Below are 15,235 nucleotides of genomic sequence, written 5' to 3' on the forward strand. Positions count from 1 at the left end.
CGCCTCATCTCTTGCGGTGTTCGCGGTAGGCCACGACGGCGCCGACCAGCAGGATCGGGACCACAGCGGGTTCGACGACGTCGTCGAACGAGAGCCCGGTCGCCAGCGCCACCACGATCACTGCGACGAGGACCGTGAGGACCCAGAGCTCCGGCCGCTTCAGCCAGTACGCCGCCTTGTCCCGCCGGGTCACCGAGCTCTGCGGGATCGCGTCGGGCTCGCGGGCCGGCATCGGCACCCGCAGCGCAGCCGGGACCGCGGCGTCGACCGTCGCGACCGCCTGCTGCCCGTCCTTCCACAGCGCAGGCTCGATCGGAAGCTGGTAGCCGTCCCGCCGGATCAGCATCCGCCCGCCGTCGGGGTAGGCGACGACGGCGGCCAGTTCGTCGTACGACGCCGAGATCCTGTTCGTGGTGGTGTCGACATGGGCGCCACTGCGGCCCACCGTCAGCATGGCCTTGGCCACCGGGCTACCGATGTGCTTGAACTCCTGCCCCAGCGGCGCCCTGGCCCACGGCGGGCCACCGTGCCAGGTCAGCTGGGGATCGCGGCCGCCGGCGGGGTCCACCGAGACCAGCAGGCTGCTCCACATCGCGCGGGCGGCCTGCCGGACGTCGTCGACCGTCACGGCGTCGACCTCGGCGGCCAGCTGGTCGCGGTCCGTCGGCGGGCGTCCGAGCAGCACGTCGCGCGCGGCCAGGTACGGCAACCAGTTCTCGGCCGGCTCGGCCTTGATCCGCCGGAGCTCCTGATCCAGGTCGTCGCGCAGCTCGGTCGGGTCTGGACCGTGATCCCGCAGCCGGCGCAGCACGATCGTGGTCTCGGAGACGACGTTCGCCAGTGCCTCGGGCAGGATGTCCATGCCCGCACTGACCATCGCGTGGTCGCCGTCCACGAGCTCGTACGACGACCAACCGCTGTAGCCCACTCCGGCGCCGTGCCGGAAGCCGCCCTCCAGCCCGCGTCGCAGGGCCCGCGTCAAGGTGGCAGCCGCGGTCGAACGCGGCACGACACCCGACAACGCGACCGAGCCCTCAGGACCGGGGAAACCACCAGGCATCGGCTGATCGCAGGGTGTTGCACGGCTGACCGGCCAGTGTGTGCCGTCGTTGAGCGGCAACCGCAGACCCGCCGGGGGCGGACCGGTCAGGGCCAGTACGGCGTTGCCGCGGGTGTAGATGTCCGCCGCGAGCGCGCGCAGGCGATCCGCGTCGGCGGTGTACAGCCCGAACTCGTCGTACGCGGCCAGGCCGGGTCCTTGCGCTCCATAGCGCCACAGCAAGTGCGTCCCCACAGCACCGCCACCACGCGTGGCGCCCTCGGCCCGAAGCACCCGCTGCTCGTGCTCCAGGTCGGTGAAGTCCGGATCGCTCAGCCACCGGCAGGTCTGCTCGAGGAACGCGGCGATGTCCTCGGGCTCACCTTCCACGTCGAAGCTGGTGTGCAGCATGCCGACGTGCCCGTTCACCGGCGTACGGATCGTGTCCCGCCCGTGCAGGGCGAGGTGCTCGAGCAGATGCAGCCAGCCGTGGGTCGGCAGCGTCTCGTCCGCCATCCCCATCCGGAACCACAAACCGGCCCGCATCTGCTTCTCACCAGGCACCCAGTAGACGGGAACCCCGTCCACCTCCGTGACCCGCAACTCCCCACCCATGTCCCCACCCCGGTGCTCGAACCGACAGCCGCCCTATCTTGCCCGGAGAGACGCGATCCCGCTCCCCATTTCGCTCCGATTGCAGGAAGTTGCAACGCTCAGGAGCTGAGATGGGTCAGGGCGGCGTCGGTGAGGCGGTAGGTGGTCCATTCGTCCTGGGGGTGGGCGCCGAGGGACTTGTAGAAGTCGATGGCGGGGGTGTTCCAGTCGAGGACGGACCACTCGAGGCGTTCGTAGTCGTTGCGGACGCATTCCTGGGCGAGGGCGACCAAGAGGGCCTTGCCGAGGCCGGTGCCGCGGGTTTCGGGGCGGACGAAGAGGTCTTCGAGGTAGATGCCGTGGACGCCGCGCCAGGTGGAGAAGCTGAGGAACCAGATGGCGCAGCCGGCCACGGCGCCCTCGTGCTCGGCGACGTGGCAGAACACCTTCGGCTCCGGGCCGAACAGCGCGGTCTGCAGCTGCTCGGCGGTCAGCCGGCACTCATCGGGGGCTCGCTCGTACTCGGCCAGGCCGTAGACCAGTTCCACGATTGCCGGGACGTCGTCCGGCCGCGCGCGTCGTACTCGTTCGTCGGTCTGCATTGGACCATCCTGCACGCCGACTCGGCTACCGAGCATTTCTGTTAACTTACCGAGCACCTCCGCGACAAATCCCAGTCACCCGGCGCCGGAAGGCTGACAACCCGCCTTCTCCGCCCGACACAGGAGGATCCTCTATGTCCGTTTCCCGCCGCCGCTTCCTCGGCCTGAGTGGTGCGGGCTCTGCCGCCGTGCTGCTCGGCACCGGAGCCTGGGACGCCTCGACCACGTACGCCGCCCCGGCCGGCAGCGGCAACCCGTTCACCCTCGGCGTGGGCTCCGGAGACCCGCAGTACGACGGTGTCGTGCTGTGGACCCGCCTCGCCACCGACCCGTACGCCGTGGACGGCAAGGGCGGCATGCCCGCCAAGCCGGTCCGGGTCGAGTACGAGATCGCCCGCGACCCGAACTTCCGGCAGGTCGTCCGCCGGTCCAGCGTCGTCGCCACCCCGGAGCTCGGCCACTCGGTGCACCCCGAGGTCCGCGGCCTCCAGCCGGACCACGTGTACTACTACCGCTTCCGCACCGGCTCCGAGGTCTCGCCGACCGGCCGGACCCGGACCACGCCGCACCCGTTCGCGTCGCCGCGTGAGCTCCGGTTCGCGTTCGCGTCCTGCAACGCCTGGCAGGACGGCTTCTACACCGCCTACCAGCACATGGCCGACGAGGACCTCGACCTGGTCGTCCACCTCGGTGACTACCTGTACGAGTCCGGCGTGAGGACGAACCGGCGTGGGGTCGAGACCGACCCGCGGTTCCACGGCGAGACGTTCGACCTGGCCCGCTACCGGCTGCAGTACGCGCTCTACAAGACTGAGGCGCCGCTGCAGGCCGCGCACGCGCAGTTCCCGTGGGTCCAGACCATCGACGACCACGAGGTGGAGAACAACTGGGCCGGCGACCTGTCCCAAGCGGACACCGAGCCGGACCAGGACCCGGTGGTGTTCCGGGCCCGCCGCGCGGCCGCGTTCCAGGCGATGTACGAGAACATGCCGCTGCGGCACGACCAGATGCCGTCCGGCCCGTCGGTCCGGCTGCACCGGCGGCTCCCGTACGGGCGGCTGGCCGACATCACCATGCTGGACACCCGCCAGTACCGCTCCGACCAGCCGTGCGGCGACGGTGACTCGTCGACCTGTGACGACCGGTTCAACCCGGACAACACGATGCTCGGCGGCAAGCAGCGGGCCTGGCTGCTGGACGGGTTCAAGCAGTCGAACGCCCGGTGGCAGATCCTCGGCAACCAGGCGCCGATGGGCCAGACCGACTGGACCCCCGGCCCGGAGACCCGGGTCTGGCTGGACCCGTGGGACGGCTACGTTGCCGAGCGCAACCAGGTGCTCGGCGCCGCGCAGGACAGCGGGGTCCGCAACCTGGTGGTCATCACCGGCGACCGGCACCAGAACTACGCGCTCGAGCTCAAGCGGGACTACGCGAACCCGGACTCGGCGGCCGTCGGCACCGAGTTCGTCGGCACGTCGATCACCAGCGGTGGCGACGGCGCCGACATGACCCCGCAGGGGCTGCAGTTCCTGGAAGCCAACCCGCACCTCAAGTTCTTCAACTCGCAGCGCGGCTACGTCCGCGTCACCGTGAACCAGAAGGAGTGGCGCTCCGACTACCGCGTCCTGCCGTACGTCACGAAGCCCGACGCGCCGATCAGCACGCGGGCATCGTACGTCGTCGAGGACCGCAACCCGCACGTGCACGCATCCTGAAACGGCGAGGACCCCGGCACCGGCGCGCCGGGGTCCTCCCCTTTCACTTCCGCGCGAAGAGGCCGAGGGCGTCGTACGCGATCCAGGAACCGTTGTCCTTGAACAACTCGAGCACGTTCTGCCCGGTCCTGAAGAGGGCCCGCGGCAACGGCTGCTCGAGGTACGACGGCTTCAGCGGCGAACCCGGATAGGTGCTGTCGGCAATCGTCGACCCCTTGGTCGCGCCGTTGGCGAACGTCAGCCGCCCGACCTGGGTCCCATTGACGGTCAGTACGGCGGTGCCGGCCAGGCTGGCATGGCTGTCGATCAGCCACAACGCCAGGTCGAGATCCTGCTCCGGTACGGCGGTCAGGTCGAACCGCAGCGTCGCCTTGTGGTTCTTCGACCCGGCCCACTTGTCGGCCGGACCTGGCAGCAGGTACGACCAGTCGGCCGACGGGGTCGACGTACCGGCCGTGTAGTCGACGTCCGACGGGAACCGCGTCGGGTAGCTCGCGTAGCCGTTCGGCGACAGCGCGAGCTCGGAACCCTTGCCGTCGAAAGCGCCCACAGTCGCCACGGGGACACCCGAGATCGTGACGGACGTCAGGTTGGTCGCGGAGGCCGTCGCCGACGGCTTCGACTTGTTGCCCGCCGCATCGACCGTCACGACGCGGTACGTCCGGGTCACGCCGGTGAAGCCCAGTCCGCGGTGGACGAAGTGCGGGTAGACGGTCTTCCCGGCCAGCTCCCAGGCGCCGTTGGTCAGCACGTACACCGCGTAGTGGTCGACGACCGTGGCCCACGACACCGGTTTCCAGTCGAGGGTGATGGTGCCGAGCTGGCCGCTGCCGGTCAGGTCGGTGATGGCGGGCGGACGGTTCATCACAGGGCCTCCAGACGGGGCGCGCCGGCGGGTGAGCGGAACGCCGCGGCAACCCGCGGTTCGGCGTTCGCGTCGGCCTCGATGTACGGGAAGTTGACGAACTCCGCGGTCAGTTCGGAGCGGGTCAGCGTCGTGTGCACGTAGCCGCGCCGGGCGTTGTAGAACTTCACGTACGGGTGCTGGAGCCAGTCCTTCGCGTACTGGTCGGTGTCCGCGCCGTCCCCGTCGGACCCGATCGACGAGCACACCAGTTCGACGCCAATCGTCGGCGAGGCCGGGTCCGCGAAGTCCGCCTTCAGCTCGGACGCCACGTGCCGGTGGATGTCGCCGGTGAGCATGACCGCGTTCCCGGCCCGTTGCAGCTCCGCGAGGAGTCGGCGCCGGTTCGCCGGGTAGCCGTCCCACTGCTCGATCCGGTCGTCGGTGATCGCGGTGAGGACGACGCCGCCGGCCAGGACGTTCCAGGTCGCGCGGGACCGCCGCAGGCCGTCGTACAGCCACTTCTCCTGCTTGGCACCCAGGATGGTGCGCTGCTCGGACTGCCGGTCCGCCTCGTCCACCGGCACCGGGTCGCGGTACTGGCGGTTGTCCAGGAGGTTGAGCCGGGCGAGCGTCCCGACGTCGTACCGCCGGTAGACCTGGGTGTCCGGGCCCTCGGGCAGGCTGCCGAGCCCGATCGGCAGGTTCTCGTAGAAGGCGCGGTAGGCGACCGCGCGGCGATGGATGAACAGCTCCGGTGGGATCCCGTAGATCGAGTTCGCTGCGCCGTAGTTGTTCTGCACCTCGTGGTCGTCCCAGACGTTCAGCCACGGCGCGGCGGCGTGCGCGGCCTGCAACTCGGGGTCGGTCTTGAACAGGCTGTACCGCAGCCGGTACTGCTCGAGGGTCTCGATCTCCACCCCGTGTTCGGGGCCGACCGTCACGCCCTCGCGCCAGAGGTTGCCGCCCGCGACGATGCCGTACTCGTAGATGTAGTCGCCGAGGAAGAACACCGCGTCCGGCGCCCGGCGGGCGATGTCCCGGTATGCCGGGAAGTGGCCGTGGTACCACGCCTGGCACGACGCGGTGGCGAAGCTGAACCGCGAGCCGTGCACCGGCAGCGTCTTCGTGCGGCCGACCGGGCTGAGCTGGGTGCCGACGCGGAAGCGGTAGAAGTACTCGCGCTCCGGCCGCAGCCCACGCACCTCGGGATGTACGGCGTGTGCCAGCTCAGGCGTCGCGATGGCGAGTCCTCGTCGTACGACTCGCTTGAAGGAGCTGTCCTCGGCCACCTCGTACTGCACCGGCACGTGGTCGGCGCGCATCCCGCCGTGCCCGTCAGCGGCCAACGGCGTCGGCGCAAGCCGGGTCCAGAGCACGAAACCGTCAGGCCGCGGATCACCGGAGGCGACCCCGAGTGCGAACGCACCCGACGGAATCGGACGCCCAGGAGTGGCGTCCGCACTCGCCGGCGCGGACACCCCCAGCGCGACACTCGCAGCGCTGAGCCCAGTGAGCTGAAGGAAGGTACGACGTGTGGGCGGTGGAGGCACGGACGGAGCTCCAATCAGGGGAGGACTTGCGTCACATTCTTACGTAAGTCTCGTCCGGAATGTCAGCCGTTGACGGGAAGTCGCCAAAGATTCAGCAACCGGAGTGCTGGGTGTTTGCGAAGATTCCTGTTGGAAGTCTGAGTGGTGGCGCGGGAGGCTTGACGGCATGGCAGCTCAGACGAAGAAGACGCGTCGGATCGGCGACGTGGAGGTCAGCGGGATCGGGCTCGGCGCGATGCCGATGTCGATCGAGGGCCGGCCCGACGAGGCCCGGTCGATCGCGACCATCCACGCCGCGCTCGACGCCGGCATCACCCTGATCGACACCGCGGACGCGTACCACCTGACCGCGACCGACGTCGGACACAACGAGTCCCTGATCGCCAAGGCGCTGGCGTCGTACGGCGGTGACACCTCCGGCGTCCTGGTCGCGACCAAGGGCGGGCACCTGCGGCCGGGTGACGGGCGGTGGACGCTCGACGGCTCGCCGCAGCACCTGAAGGAGGCGGCCGACGCGTCGCTGAAGCGGCTCGGCGTCGACGCGATCGGGCTGTACCAGTTCCACCGGCCGGACCCGAACACGCCGTACGAGGAGTCGGTCGGCGCGATCCGCGACCTGCTCGACGCGGGCAAGATCCGGATGGCCGGGATCTCGAACGCGAACCCGGCGCAGATCCAGCTGGCCAACGAGATCCTCGGCGGCCGGCTCGTCTCTGTGCAGAACCAGTTCTCGCCGGCCTTCCGGTCCAGCGAGCCCGAGCTCGAGTTCTGCGACCAGCTCGGGATCGCGTTCCTGCCCTGGTCCCCGCTCGGCGGCATCTCGAACGCCGGTGAGCTCGGCGCCAAGCACCCCGCCGTCCACCAGCTCGCGAACGAGCTCGGCGTCAGCCCGCAGCGCGTCACGCTCGCGTGGATGCTGGCCAAGTCGCCGTACGTCATCCCGATCCCCGGCTCCAGCCGCCCGGAAACGATCCTCGACTCCTACGCCGCCCTGGACCTCGACCTCACCCCAGACCAGGTCGCCACCCTCGACGCGGCCTGAGCACCGGACCGTCCGGCTGCGACGTCAGGCGCGGTGTTGTTTGGCTTCGTACATGGCCTGGTCGGCGGTGTGGAGGAGGGTGTCCAGGTCGGTGGTTTCGGGGGTGATGGGGGCGGTGCCGATGCTGGTGCTGACCTGGACGGTGATGTTGGGGAGGGGGCGGCTGACGGCGGTCTCCAGGCGGGCGATCAGGGCGGCCAGGTCGTCGTCGGCGATGTCCTCGGCGAGGACCGCGAACTCGTCGCCGCCGAGACGGGCCACGGTGTCGCCGTGGCGGACCTCGCTGGCCAGCCGGCCCGCGATCTCGCGCAGTGCGTGATCGCCGGCCTCGTGACCGTAGCTGTCGTTGACCAGCTTGAAGTGGTTCAGGTCGCAGAACAGCAGGGCGCCGCGGCGGCCGGTGGCGCGGGTCCGCTCCAGCGCGGCGGCGAACCGGTGCTGCAGCAGGCGACGGTTCGGCAGTCCGGTGAGCGGGTCGTGGGCGGCGTGGTGGCGGAGCTCGCGCTCGGCGTCCTTGCGGGCGGTCACGTCGTCGATCTGGATCAGCAGGATCCGCGACTGCCCCTTGGCGCCGACGATGGCCGCCGTGCCGCCGAGCCAGATGTCGTTGCCGGCCGGCGGCGAGAAGATCCGCTCGAACCGGTACGTGCCATTGCCGGCCGCAACCTTCTCGAGCTCCTCCCGGGACAGCGACGGGTCCTCGTCGCGCAGGAACTCCAGCAGCCGGGCGCCGACGAGCCGGTCGGCGGCGTACCCGGTGATCCGGCAGAAGGCGTCGTTCACGCGCAGGATCCGGCCCTCCTCGGGCCCGTCCAGGGCGACCGTCGCCATCCCGTTCCCGGCCCCCTCGAACACCATCCGGAACGTCGTCTCGCTGGCCTCCAGCCGGGCCTTCTCGGCCAGCAGTTGATCGGTCAGCCGGGCCTTGTCGATGGCCAGCCCGGCCTGGGTGGCGAAGATCTCCAGCAGCTCCCGGTGGATCGGCCCGGGCCGCCGCTGGTCCTCCGGCAGGTCGACCGCCAGCATCCCGACCAGGTCGCCGGCCGGCGAGTACAGCGGCGCGAACAGCGCGTCCAGCGGATGCCACGCGGCCGGGTCGTCGGACACCGGTACGTCGGGCACCCAGCCGACCACCTCGCCTTCCGGCAACCGCTCGTGCGGCACGAAGCGGAGCCGGCCCCACTCGTCGGCGATCGCGAACTCGGCGTCGAAGATGTCCGCCGAGCTGACCGTGCCGAGCAGCGCTTCGCGGGCCTCCGGCGACCCGGCGACCGCGATCACCTCGAACTTCCCGTCCGGCTGCCGCAGGTTGAGCACGGCGATCCCGAACCCGAGTCCGGTCACGACGCCCTCGACGACGGCCTGCAGGGTTTCGGCCAGGCTGCGCCCCGCCCCCATCCGCGCGCTCACCTCGTACAGGCGCCGCACGGCCGTCAGCCGAACAGTCGGTTCGTTCTGCACGCGACGAGCTTAGGACGATCTCACCCGATGTGAGCAGTTGTAACCAACGCTGATCCGGTTAAGCGTTTGGCTCAGAACCGGAGATCGGACAGTCCGCGGTAGCTCCGCTCGGCGGACTGCCAGGCGTCGGCGGGCTTGTCGTGCTCGACCAGCCACTGCTCGACCCCGCCGTCGCCGGCGTAGGCGAACATCGCGGCGAAGTCGAGCTTGCCGGCGCCGACGTCCTCCCACGAGCCGTCCTCGGCCATGTCCTTGACATGCAGTGCCGGATATCGGCCCGGGTGGTTCCGGAAGTAGTCGATCGGGTCCTTGCCGCCGTTGACCACCCAGTACAGGTCCAGCTCGAAGCCGAGCAGCTCCGGGTCCACCTCGAGCAGGATGTCGAACAGCACCTGCCCGTCGACCTCGTCGAAGTCCCGGCCGTGGTTGTGGAAGAGCAGCTTCAGGCCGGCGTCCCGAGCCGCCTTGCCCGCCTCGGTGAACGCGGCGGCCGCCGTACGGAACCCCTCCACCGAGTGCTGCTCGGACGGAATTGACGGTACGACGACCCACTTCGCACCCAGCGTCGTGGCGTCGGCCAGCGCGCCGGCCCAGTCGTCGGCCATCCGGTCGTACTTCACGTGCTCCAACACGATCGCCAGCCCGGCCTCGTCCGCGAAGGACCGGATCTTGTCCGCGGAGTGACCGAACCGGCCGCTCACGCCAACCGTGCGGTACCCGATGGCGGCCAGCCGCTTCAGTGTTCCCGGATAGTCCTCGGCCAGCACATCCCGCATTGTGTACAGGTGCATCCCGATGCCGTCGGCGGGGATAGTCATACAGGCAGCTCCTCGGTAGCTAGACGACGTGCTCCTGGTACCGCTCCAGCGCCAGGTCGAAGACCTCCTGACCGGGCGCGTCCCACAGTTTCTGGTTGAAGATCTCGACCTCGATCGGCCCGTCGTACCCGGCCGCGTCACAGGCCTCGCGCAGCCGGCGCAGCTCGATCGAGCCGTCGCCCATCATGCCGCGGCCGAGCAGCGTGTCCTCGGGCAGCGGCACGACCCAGTCGCTCACCTGGTAGGACAGGATCCGCTCACCGGCCCGCTCGATCTGCCGGTAAACGTCCGCGTCCCACCACAAGTGGTAAGCGTCCACGATCACGCCGACCTGCGACGCCGGGAACTGCTCGGCCAGGTCGAGGGCTCCGGACAGCGACGACACCACGCACCGGTCCGAGCAGAACATCGGGTGCAAGGCCTCGACCGCAAGCTTCACGCCACGTTCCTCGGCGTACGGCGCCAGCTCGGCCAGACCGTCCCGGACCATCGCCCGGGCTCCGTCGATGTCCCGTGACCCCGGCGGCAGGCCGCCGCTGACGAGCACGAGCACGGAGGTGCCGATCGTCGCCGCCTCGTCGATAGCGCGGCGGTTGTCCTCGATCTTCGCCTTCCGCTCGACCGGGTCGGTCGCGGTGAAGAACCCGCTCCGGCACAACGACGACACCTTCAGGCCGGCGTCCGCGACCAGCTTGGCCGCCTGGTCGACGCCGTATTCCTGGATCGGCTCACGCCACAGGCCGATCCAGGACAGCCCGGCCTTCGCGCTGGCCGCGACGACATCCTCGAGCGGCCAGTACTTCGTCGTCGCCTGGTTCAGGCTGTAGCGGTTCACGCGTCCACACCACCCACACGCAGCAGCTGCCGGAACCGCGACGCGGCCAGCTCCGGATTCGTCAGTACGCCGGCTTGGTCAGCGAGCCGGAACGTGTCCGCCAGATGCGGCAGCGACCGCCCGGTCTGCAGGCCACCGACCATCGAGAACCCAGGCTGGTGGCCGTTCAGCCACGCCAGGAAGGCGATTCCGGTCTTGTAGTAGTACGTCGGCGCCGAGAAGATCTGCCGGGACAGCGCAACGGTCGGCTCGAACACCTCGTCGTACCGCTGCAGGTCGCCGTCGTCGAGCGCCTTCAACGCGGCCGCGGCCGCCGGGGCGATGGCCGCGAAGATGCCGAGCAGCGCGTCGCTGTAAGCGTTGTCGTCGCCCTTGATCAGAGAAGGGTAGTTGAAGTCGTCGCCGGTGTAGAGCCGCACGCCCTCGGGCAGGCGGTTGCGCAGGGCAACTTCACGCGAGGCCTCGAGCAGCGAGACCTTGATGCCGTCGACCTTCGCGATGTTGTCGCCGATCAGCTCGACCACCACGTCGGCGGCAGTGTCGAGTGAATCGCTGCCCCAGTAGCCGTCGAGCGCCGGGTCGAACATGGCACCCAGCCAGTGCAGGATGACCGGGCGGGACGACTGGCTCAGCAGCCGGTCGTACACCTTCCGGTAGTCGTCCGGCGAGGTCGCCGCCGCACACAGGGCCCGGCTGGCCATCAGGATCGGCTGTGCGCCGACCTCCTCGGCGACCGCCAGCTGCTCCTCGTAGGCGCCGATCACGGTCTCCAGCGCATGGTTGCCTGCGGCAAGTTGATCCGTGCCGACACCGACCGCGATCCGGCCGTTCGGAGCCTCTGCGGCGGACCGCCGGATCAGCTCCTGCGTCGCCGGCCAGTCCAGACCCATCCCGCGTTGCGCGGTGTCCATCGCCTCCGCGACCGACAGCCCGAGCGACCACAGGTGCCGCCGGAACTCCAGCGTGTGCTCCCAGTCGACCACCGCGGGCTGCCCCGGCGAGTTGTCACCCAGCGGGTCCGCCACGACATGGGCCGCCGCGAAGGCCAGCCGGCTCCGGGCCGGCTCATAGGTGCCCTGAGCAACCGGTTCGCCGGCCAGCTGGTAGGTGCCCAGCCCGTCCGGGCCGGGCAACCGCAGTGAAAGCGTCACGGCTTTGCCTCGAGGTCGAGCGGCGGCACCTCGAGCTTGCGGCCCTCGCGCCACGACTGCAGGCCCAGCTCGGCGAGCTGCACACCCTTGGCGCCCTCGACGAAGTCCCAGGTGAACGGCGCGTCGTCGACCACGTGCCGCAGGAACATCTCCCACTGCACCTTGAAGCCGTTGTCGAAGTCCTCGTTGTCCGGCACCTCGGCCCACTGATCCCGGAACTGCTCGGTGGCCGGCAGGTCCGGGTTCCAGACCGGCTTCGGCGTCGCCGAGCGGTGCTGCGCCCGGCAGCGGCGCAGGCCCGCGACCGCGCTGCCCTCGGTGCCGTCGACCTGGAACTCGACCAGCTCGTCGCGGAACACCCGGGTGGCCCAGGACGAGTTCATCTGGGCAACGATGCCGCCCTCCAGCTCGAAGACGCCGTACGCCGCGTCGTCCGCGGTGGCGGTGTACTCCTGGCCCTGCTCGTCGTACCGGGTCGGGATGTGGGTGGCGCCCTGGCAGTAGACCGACTTGACCTCGCCGAAGATCTGGTCGAGCACGTACCGCCAGTGGCAGAACATGTCGACGATGATGCCGCCGCCCTCTTCGGACTTGTAGTTCCAGGACGGCCGCTGCGCCTCCTGCCAGTCGCCCTCGAAGACCCAGTAGCCGAACTCGCCGCGGACCGAGAGGATCTGGCCGAAGAACCCGCCGTCCACCAGCCGCTTCAGCTTCCGCAGGCCGGGCAGCGACAGCTTGTCCTGGACCACGCCGTTCTTCAGCCCGGAGTCGCGGACCAGGCGGGCCAGGTCGACGGCGGCCTCCAGGCCCTCCGCGATCGGCTTCTCGCAGTAGATCGCCTTGCCGGCCTCGACCGCCGCGCGGACACCCTTCTCGCGCAGCTGGGTCAGCTGGGAGTCGAAGTAGATCTCCACGTCCGCCTCGGCCAGCGCCTCGGCCAGGTCGGTGGTCCACCGGGTCAGGCCGTAGGTCTCCGCGATCCGGCGCAGCTTGAGCTCGTTGCGGCCGACCAGGATCGGCTCGGGGATGATCATGCTGCCGTCGGCGGCCGGGATGCCGCCCTGCTCACGGATCGCCACGATGGAGCGCTCGAGGTGCTGGCGCAGGCCCATCCGGCCGGTGACTCCGTTCATCACGATGCCGATGCGTCGCTCGTTCACAGTCTTGCCTCTCACGAAGTGATGTCGTAGATGTCGAGGCGACCGCACATGCCGTGCCGGCCGAACTCGGTAGGGGCGGGAAGTCGATGGAGCTCAGCGGTCTGCAGGTGCGGCGCCGTGCCGGCCTCGAGGGCGTCCAGCGCCGCGCCGGTCTCGTCGGCGAGCCGGCGGGCGCCCTGCTCCCAGCGGCGGCGCCAGTCGGCGAGCTGCGGCTGGACGATCTGGACCGCGGCCGCGTAGAAGTCGTCGAGCGCGGTCGGGCCCTGCGCCTCGCACGACTCCCGCAGTACGGCGAAACCCTCGAGCGCGAGGTCGCGGCGGGCCATCGCGGACGCGGTCCGGGCCTCACCTTCACCGGTGAGGGCGGTCGCCTGCAGGTACGTCTCGCGGTCGGTCAGGTGCTCGGGCGGCAACGTCAGTACGGCGTCGCCGGCCTCGGGGAGTCCGGAGTTCGACATCAGGGTGAGGATCTGCAGCCCGCCGTCGTTCACCAGTCGGTGGATGGTGCCGGGGTCGAACCAGACCACGGCGCCGGCCTGCAGCGGGGTCTCGGCGAAGCCCTTCGGCGTCAGCGTCTGGACCGCGCCGGTGCCGGCGATCACGTAGTACCCCTCGGAGCAGGCGAGGTGGACGTGTGGCGTCCCACCGACCAGGCCGTCCGGGGCCTCGACGTCGTACACCGACAGCCGCGAGATGCCGATCCCGCCCGGGAGCGCCACCGCAGCACCGGGCTCGAACTCGCACATGCCGAAGCCTCCCTCGCCATCCGCCTTGGAAAGGGCTTTCCAGGGCTTGTGACCGCAACCTTAGGTGTGCTGTCACGACGAGTCAACCTGTAACGGAAAGCGATGTCCGACCGCATCCGGACAACGGTGTCAGGCGAGCGGTTCCGGAACCGTCGTCATCCAGGCGTGTGCGCTGGGTAGTCAGGAGGCCGTTCGGACCCCGGCGACGGCCTCGGCCCAGCGGGTACGGCGGTCGGCGCGAGAGGCAGCGTCGATCGCCGGCTCGAAGGTGCGTGCGGTGCGCCTATCAGCCCAGCCTGTCGTCTCGCCGAGGGTGGTCCAGGCGAGCTCGGCGGCGCCTAGCGCACTGACCTCGGCGACGTCCGATGCCTCGACCGGGTGACCGAGCAAATCGGCCTGGGTCTGCATCAGCAGACCTGAGACGGTCGCGCCGCCATCGGCCCGAAGTCGCCCGGGCGTGCCCGGGATGGTGTCGACGATGTCGCAGATCTGGTGCGCGACCGCGTCCACGGATGCCCGCGCGATGTGCGCGCGAGTGGTCGAACTGCTCATCCCGGTCAGCGCCGCGCGGGCGTCGCGATCCCAGTGCGGCGCCCCGAGTCCGGCGAACGCCGGCACGAGTACGACGCCGCCCGCATCCGGCACGGTGTCCGCCAACTCCACCAGCGCCCCGACATCGGGCAGTCCGAGCATGCCGGCCGTCCACGCGAGCGCGGCGCCGGACGACACGATGTTCCCTTCGAGCGCGTAGAGCGGCTGATCCGTCAACCACGCGAGCGTGCAACCGTCCGCGACGAACGCGTCGACCGGCGTCATCACGGACGACCCGGTCCCGTACGTCGCCTTGATCATCCCGGCTCGCGTGCAACCCTGCCCGTACATCGCCGCATGCGAGTCGGCCAGCACGGCGACGATCGGGATCCCGTCGGCGAGTCCCGGAACGCCTTTGGTGTGGCCGAATCCGCCGTTCGACGGCCGGACCTCCGGCAGCACCGACCGCGGTACGGCGAAGGCGTCGAGCAACGACGCGGACCAGTCGAGGTCGAGAACGTCGTACAGCAAGGTGCGTGACGCGTTGCCGGCTTCTATTAGATGCTCTTGGCAACCAGTCAGCCGGTGGACCAGCCAGGAGTCGACGGTGCCGACGCGATCGGGTTTCGAGTTCTCGAGTAGCCAGTGCAGCTTGGGTGCGGAGAACATCGCGTCCACCCGCAGTCCGGTGCGCTCGCGGACCAGGTCATCGAGCTCGACTGGAAGCGTGGCGCACCAGGCGGTCGTCCGGACGTCCTGCCAACCGATCACCGGTCCGACCGCCTCGCCCGTGTCCCTCCACCCGACGACCGACTCACGTTGTGTGGACAAGGCGATTCCGGCCACCTCAACCGCGCCGGCGGACTCCAAGCACGCCGAGATCGCAGCGAGCACGCTCTGCCAGATGCCTTCGGCGTCCTGCTCGGCCCACCCGGGGTGTGGCGTCGAGAGGCCGACCGGGGCGGATCCGGTGGACAGCACGGCGCCGTCCGCGGCGACGAGCACCGCCTTGGAGTTGGTCGTGCCCTGGTCGACCGCAAGCACGGCAGATCCACCCACGTCGAGCGCCCTCCCGATTGGACAACTTTCAACTGAGGTCTTGACGGGACTCTAGCCCCGTGGTGAAACTCAGGTCGACAGGTTA

At 69.9% G+C, this 15,235-nt stretch carries 13 protein-coding genes; 2 read left to right on the forward strand and 11 right to left on the reverse strand.

Annotated elements, in window-relative coordinates; genetic code table 11:
* Window positions 1-4: 4 nt before the first annotated feature.
* Window positions 5-1,654, reverse strand: coding sequence for a hypothetical protein (locus AB0H36_RS08880; protein WP_360518927.1), 1,650 nt, complete (start codon window positions 1,652-1,654; stop codon window positions 5-7).
* A gap of 98 nt (window positions 1,655-1,752) precedes the next feature.
* The gene (locus AB0H36_RS08885) at window positions 1,753-2,235 is read right to left on the reverse strand and encodes a GNAT family N-acetyltransferase (protein WP_360518930.1); all 483 of its coding nucleotides are present in this window, start codon (window positions 2,233-2,235) and stop codon (window positions 1,753-1,755) included.
* Between the two features lie 134 nt (window positions 2,236-2,369).
* Between AB0H36_RS08885 and AB0H36_RS08890 the strand changes: the two genes are divergently transcribed.
* Window positions 2,370-3,950 carry an alkaline phosphatase D family protein gene (locus AB0H36_RS08890; protein WP_360518933.1) on the forward strand — a complete coding sequence of 527 codons (1,581 nt, stop codon included), beginning with the start codon at window positions 2,370-2,372 and terminating at the stop codon, window positions 3,948-3,950.
* Between the two features lie 43 nt (window positions 3,951-3,993).
* Here the strand turns inward: AB0H36_RS08890 and AB0H36_RS08895 are convergent, their stop codons facing one another.
* Both AB0H36_RS08895 and AB0H36_RS08900 read right to left on the reverse strand, forming a co-directional pair.
* Window positions 3,994-4,815 carry a polysaccharide lyase family protein gene (locus AB0H36_RS08895; RefSeq protein ID WP_360518936.1) on the reverse strand — a complete coding sequence of 274 codons (822 nt, stop codon included), beginning with the start codon at window positions 4,813-4,815 and terminating at the stop codon, window positions 3,994-3,996.
* Window positions 4,815-6,347, reverse strand: a complete 1,533-nt coding sequence (locus AB0H36_RS08900) for an alkaline phosphatase D family protein (protein ID WP_360518939.1) — start codon at window positions 6,345-6,347, stop codon at window positions 4,815-4,817. The genes AB0H36_RS08895 and AB0H36_RS08900 overlap by 1 nt, the downstream gene beginning before the upstream one ends.
* Before the next feature lie 166 nt (window positions 6,348-6,513).
* Here AB0H36_RS08900 and AB0H36_RS08905 point away from each other — a divergent pair, with 166 nt between their 5' ends.
* Window positions 6,514-7,389, forward strand: a complete 876-nt coding sequence (locus tag AB0H36_RS08905) for an aldo/keto reductase (RefSeq protein WP_360518942.1) — start codon at window positions 6,514-6,516, stop codon at window positions 7,387-7,389.
* Between the two features lie 24 nt (window positions 7,390-7,413).
* Here the strand turns inward: AB0H36_RS08905 and AB0H36_RS08910 are convergent, their stop codons facing one another.
* The 7 genes from AB0H36_RS08910 to AB0H36_RS08940 form a co-directional block, all read right to left on the reverse strand.
* On the reverse strand, window positions 7,414-8,850 hold the full coding sequence (locus AB0H36_RS08910; protein ID WP_360518945.1) for a diguanylate cyclase: 1,437 nt from the start codon (window positions 8,848-8,850) through the stop codon (window positions 7,414-7,416).
* A gap of 71 nt (window positions 8,851-8,921) precedes the next feature.
* The gene (locus AB0H36_RS08915; protein ID WP_360518948.1) at window positions 8,922-9,668 is read right to left on the reverse strand and encodes a sugar phosphate isomerase/epimerase; all 747 of its coding nucleotides are present in this window, start codon (window positions 9,666-9,668) and stop codon (window positions 8,922-8,924) included.
* 19 nt (window positions 9,669-9,687) lie between these two features.
* A complete protein-coding gene (locus tag AB0H36_RS08920) occupies window positions 9,688-10,503 on the reverse strand; it encodes a sugar phosphate isomerase/epimerase (RefSeq protein ID WP_360518951.1) in 816 nt (271 codons plus the stop codon).
* On the reverse strand, window positions 10,500-11,654 hold the full coding sequence (locus tag AB0H36_RS08925; RefSeq protein WP_360518953.1) for a dihydrodipicolinate synthase family protein: 1,155 nt from the start codon (window positions 11,652-11,654) through the stop codon (window positions 10,500-10,502). Before AB0H36_RS08925 ends, AB0H36_RS08920 begins: the two co-directional genes overlap by 4 nt.
* Window positions 11,651-12,829, reverse strand: a complete 1,179-nt coding sequence (locus AB0H36_RS08930; RefSeq protein WP_360518956.1) for a Gfo/Idh/MocA family oxidoreductase — start codon at window positions 12,827-12,829, stop codon at window positions 11,651-11,653. The genes AB0H36_RS08925 and AB0H36_RS08930 overlap by 4 nt, the downstream gene beginning before the upstream one ends.
* Window positions 12,826-13,560 carry a cupin domain-containing protein gene (locus AB0H36_RS08935; protein ID WP_360518959.1) on the reverse strand — a complete coding sequence of 245 codons (735 nt, stop codon included), beginning with the start codon at window positions 13,558-13,560 and terminating at the stop codon, window positions 12,826-12,828. The genes AB0H36_RS08930 and AB0H36_RS08935 overlap by 4 nt, the downstream gene beginning before the upstream one ends.
* Before the next feature lie 180 nt (window positions 13,561-13,740).
* Window positions 13,741-15,150 carry an FGGY family carbohydrate kinase gene (locus AB0H36_RS08940; RefSeq protein WP_360518962.1) on the reverse strand — a complete coding sequence of 470 codons (1,410 nt, stop codon included), beginning with the start codon at window positions 15,148-15,150 and terminating at the stop codon, window positions 13,741-13,743.
* Window positions 15,151-15,235: the final 85 nt, after the last annotated feature.

Source organism: Kribbella sp. NPDC050820, from assembly GCF_040653975.1.
In the GTDB taxonomy this organism is placed as follows: Bacteria; Actinomycetota; Actinomycetes; order Propionibacteriales; family Kribbellaceae; genus Kribbella.

Coding starts and splice junctions, on each gene's coding strand:
- AB0H36_RS08880 (WP_360518927.1), bottom strand. CDS start 1,654: ATGGGTGGGGAGTTGCGGGTCACGGAGGTGGACGGGGTTCCCGTCTAC.
- AB0H36_RS08885 (WP_360518930.1), bottom strand. CDS start 2,235: ATGCAGACCGACGAACGAGTACGACGCGCGCGGCCGGACGACGTCCCG.
- AB0H36_RS08890 (WP_360518933.1), top strand. CDS start 2,370: ATGTCCGTTTCCCGCCGCCGCTTCCTCGGCCTGAGTGGTGCGGGCTCT.
- AB0H36_RS08895 (WP_360518936.1), bottom strand. CDS start 4,815: ATGAACCGTCCGCCCGCCATCACCGACCTGACCGGCAGCGGCCAGCTC.
- AB0H36_RS08905 (WP_360518942.1), top strand. CDS start 6,514: ATGGCAGCTCAGACGAAGAAGACGCGTCGGATCGGCGACGTGGAGGTC.
- AB0H36_RS08915 (WP_360518948.1), bottom strand. CDS start 9,668: ATGACTATCCCCGCCGACGGCATCGGGATGCACCTGTACACAATGCGG.
- AB0H36_RS08935 (WP_360518959.1), bottom strand. CDS start 13,560: ATGTGCGAGTTCGAGCCCGGTGCTGCGGTGGCGCTCCCGGGCGGGATC.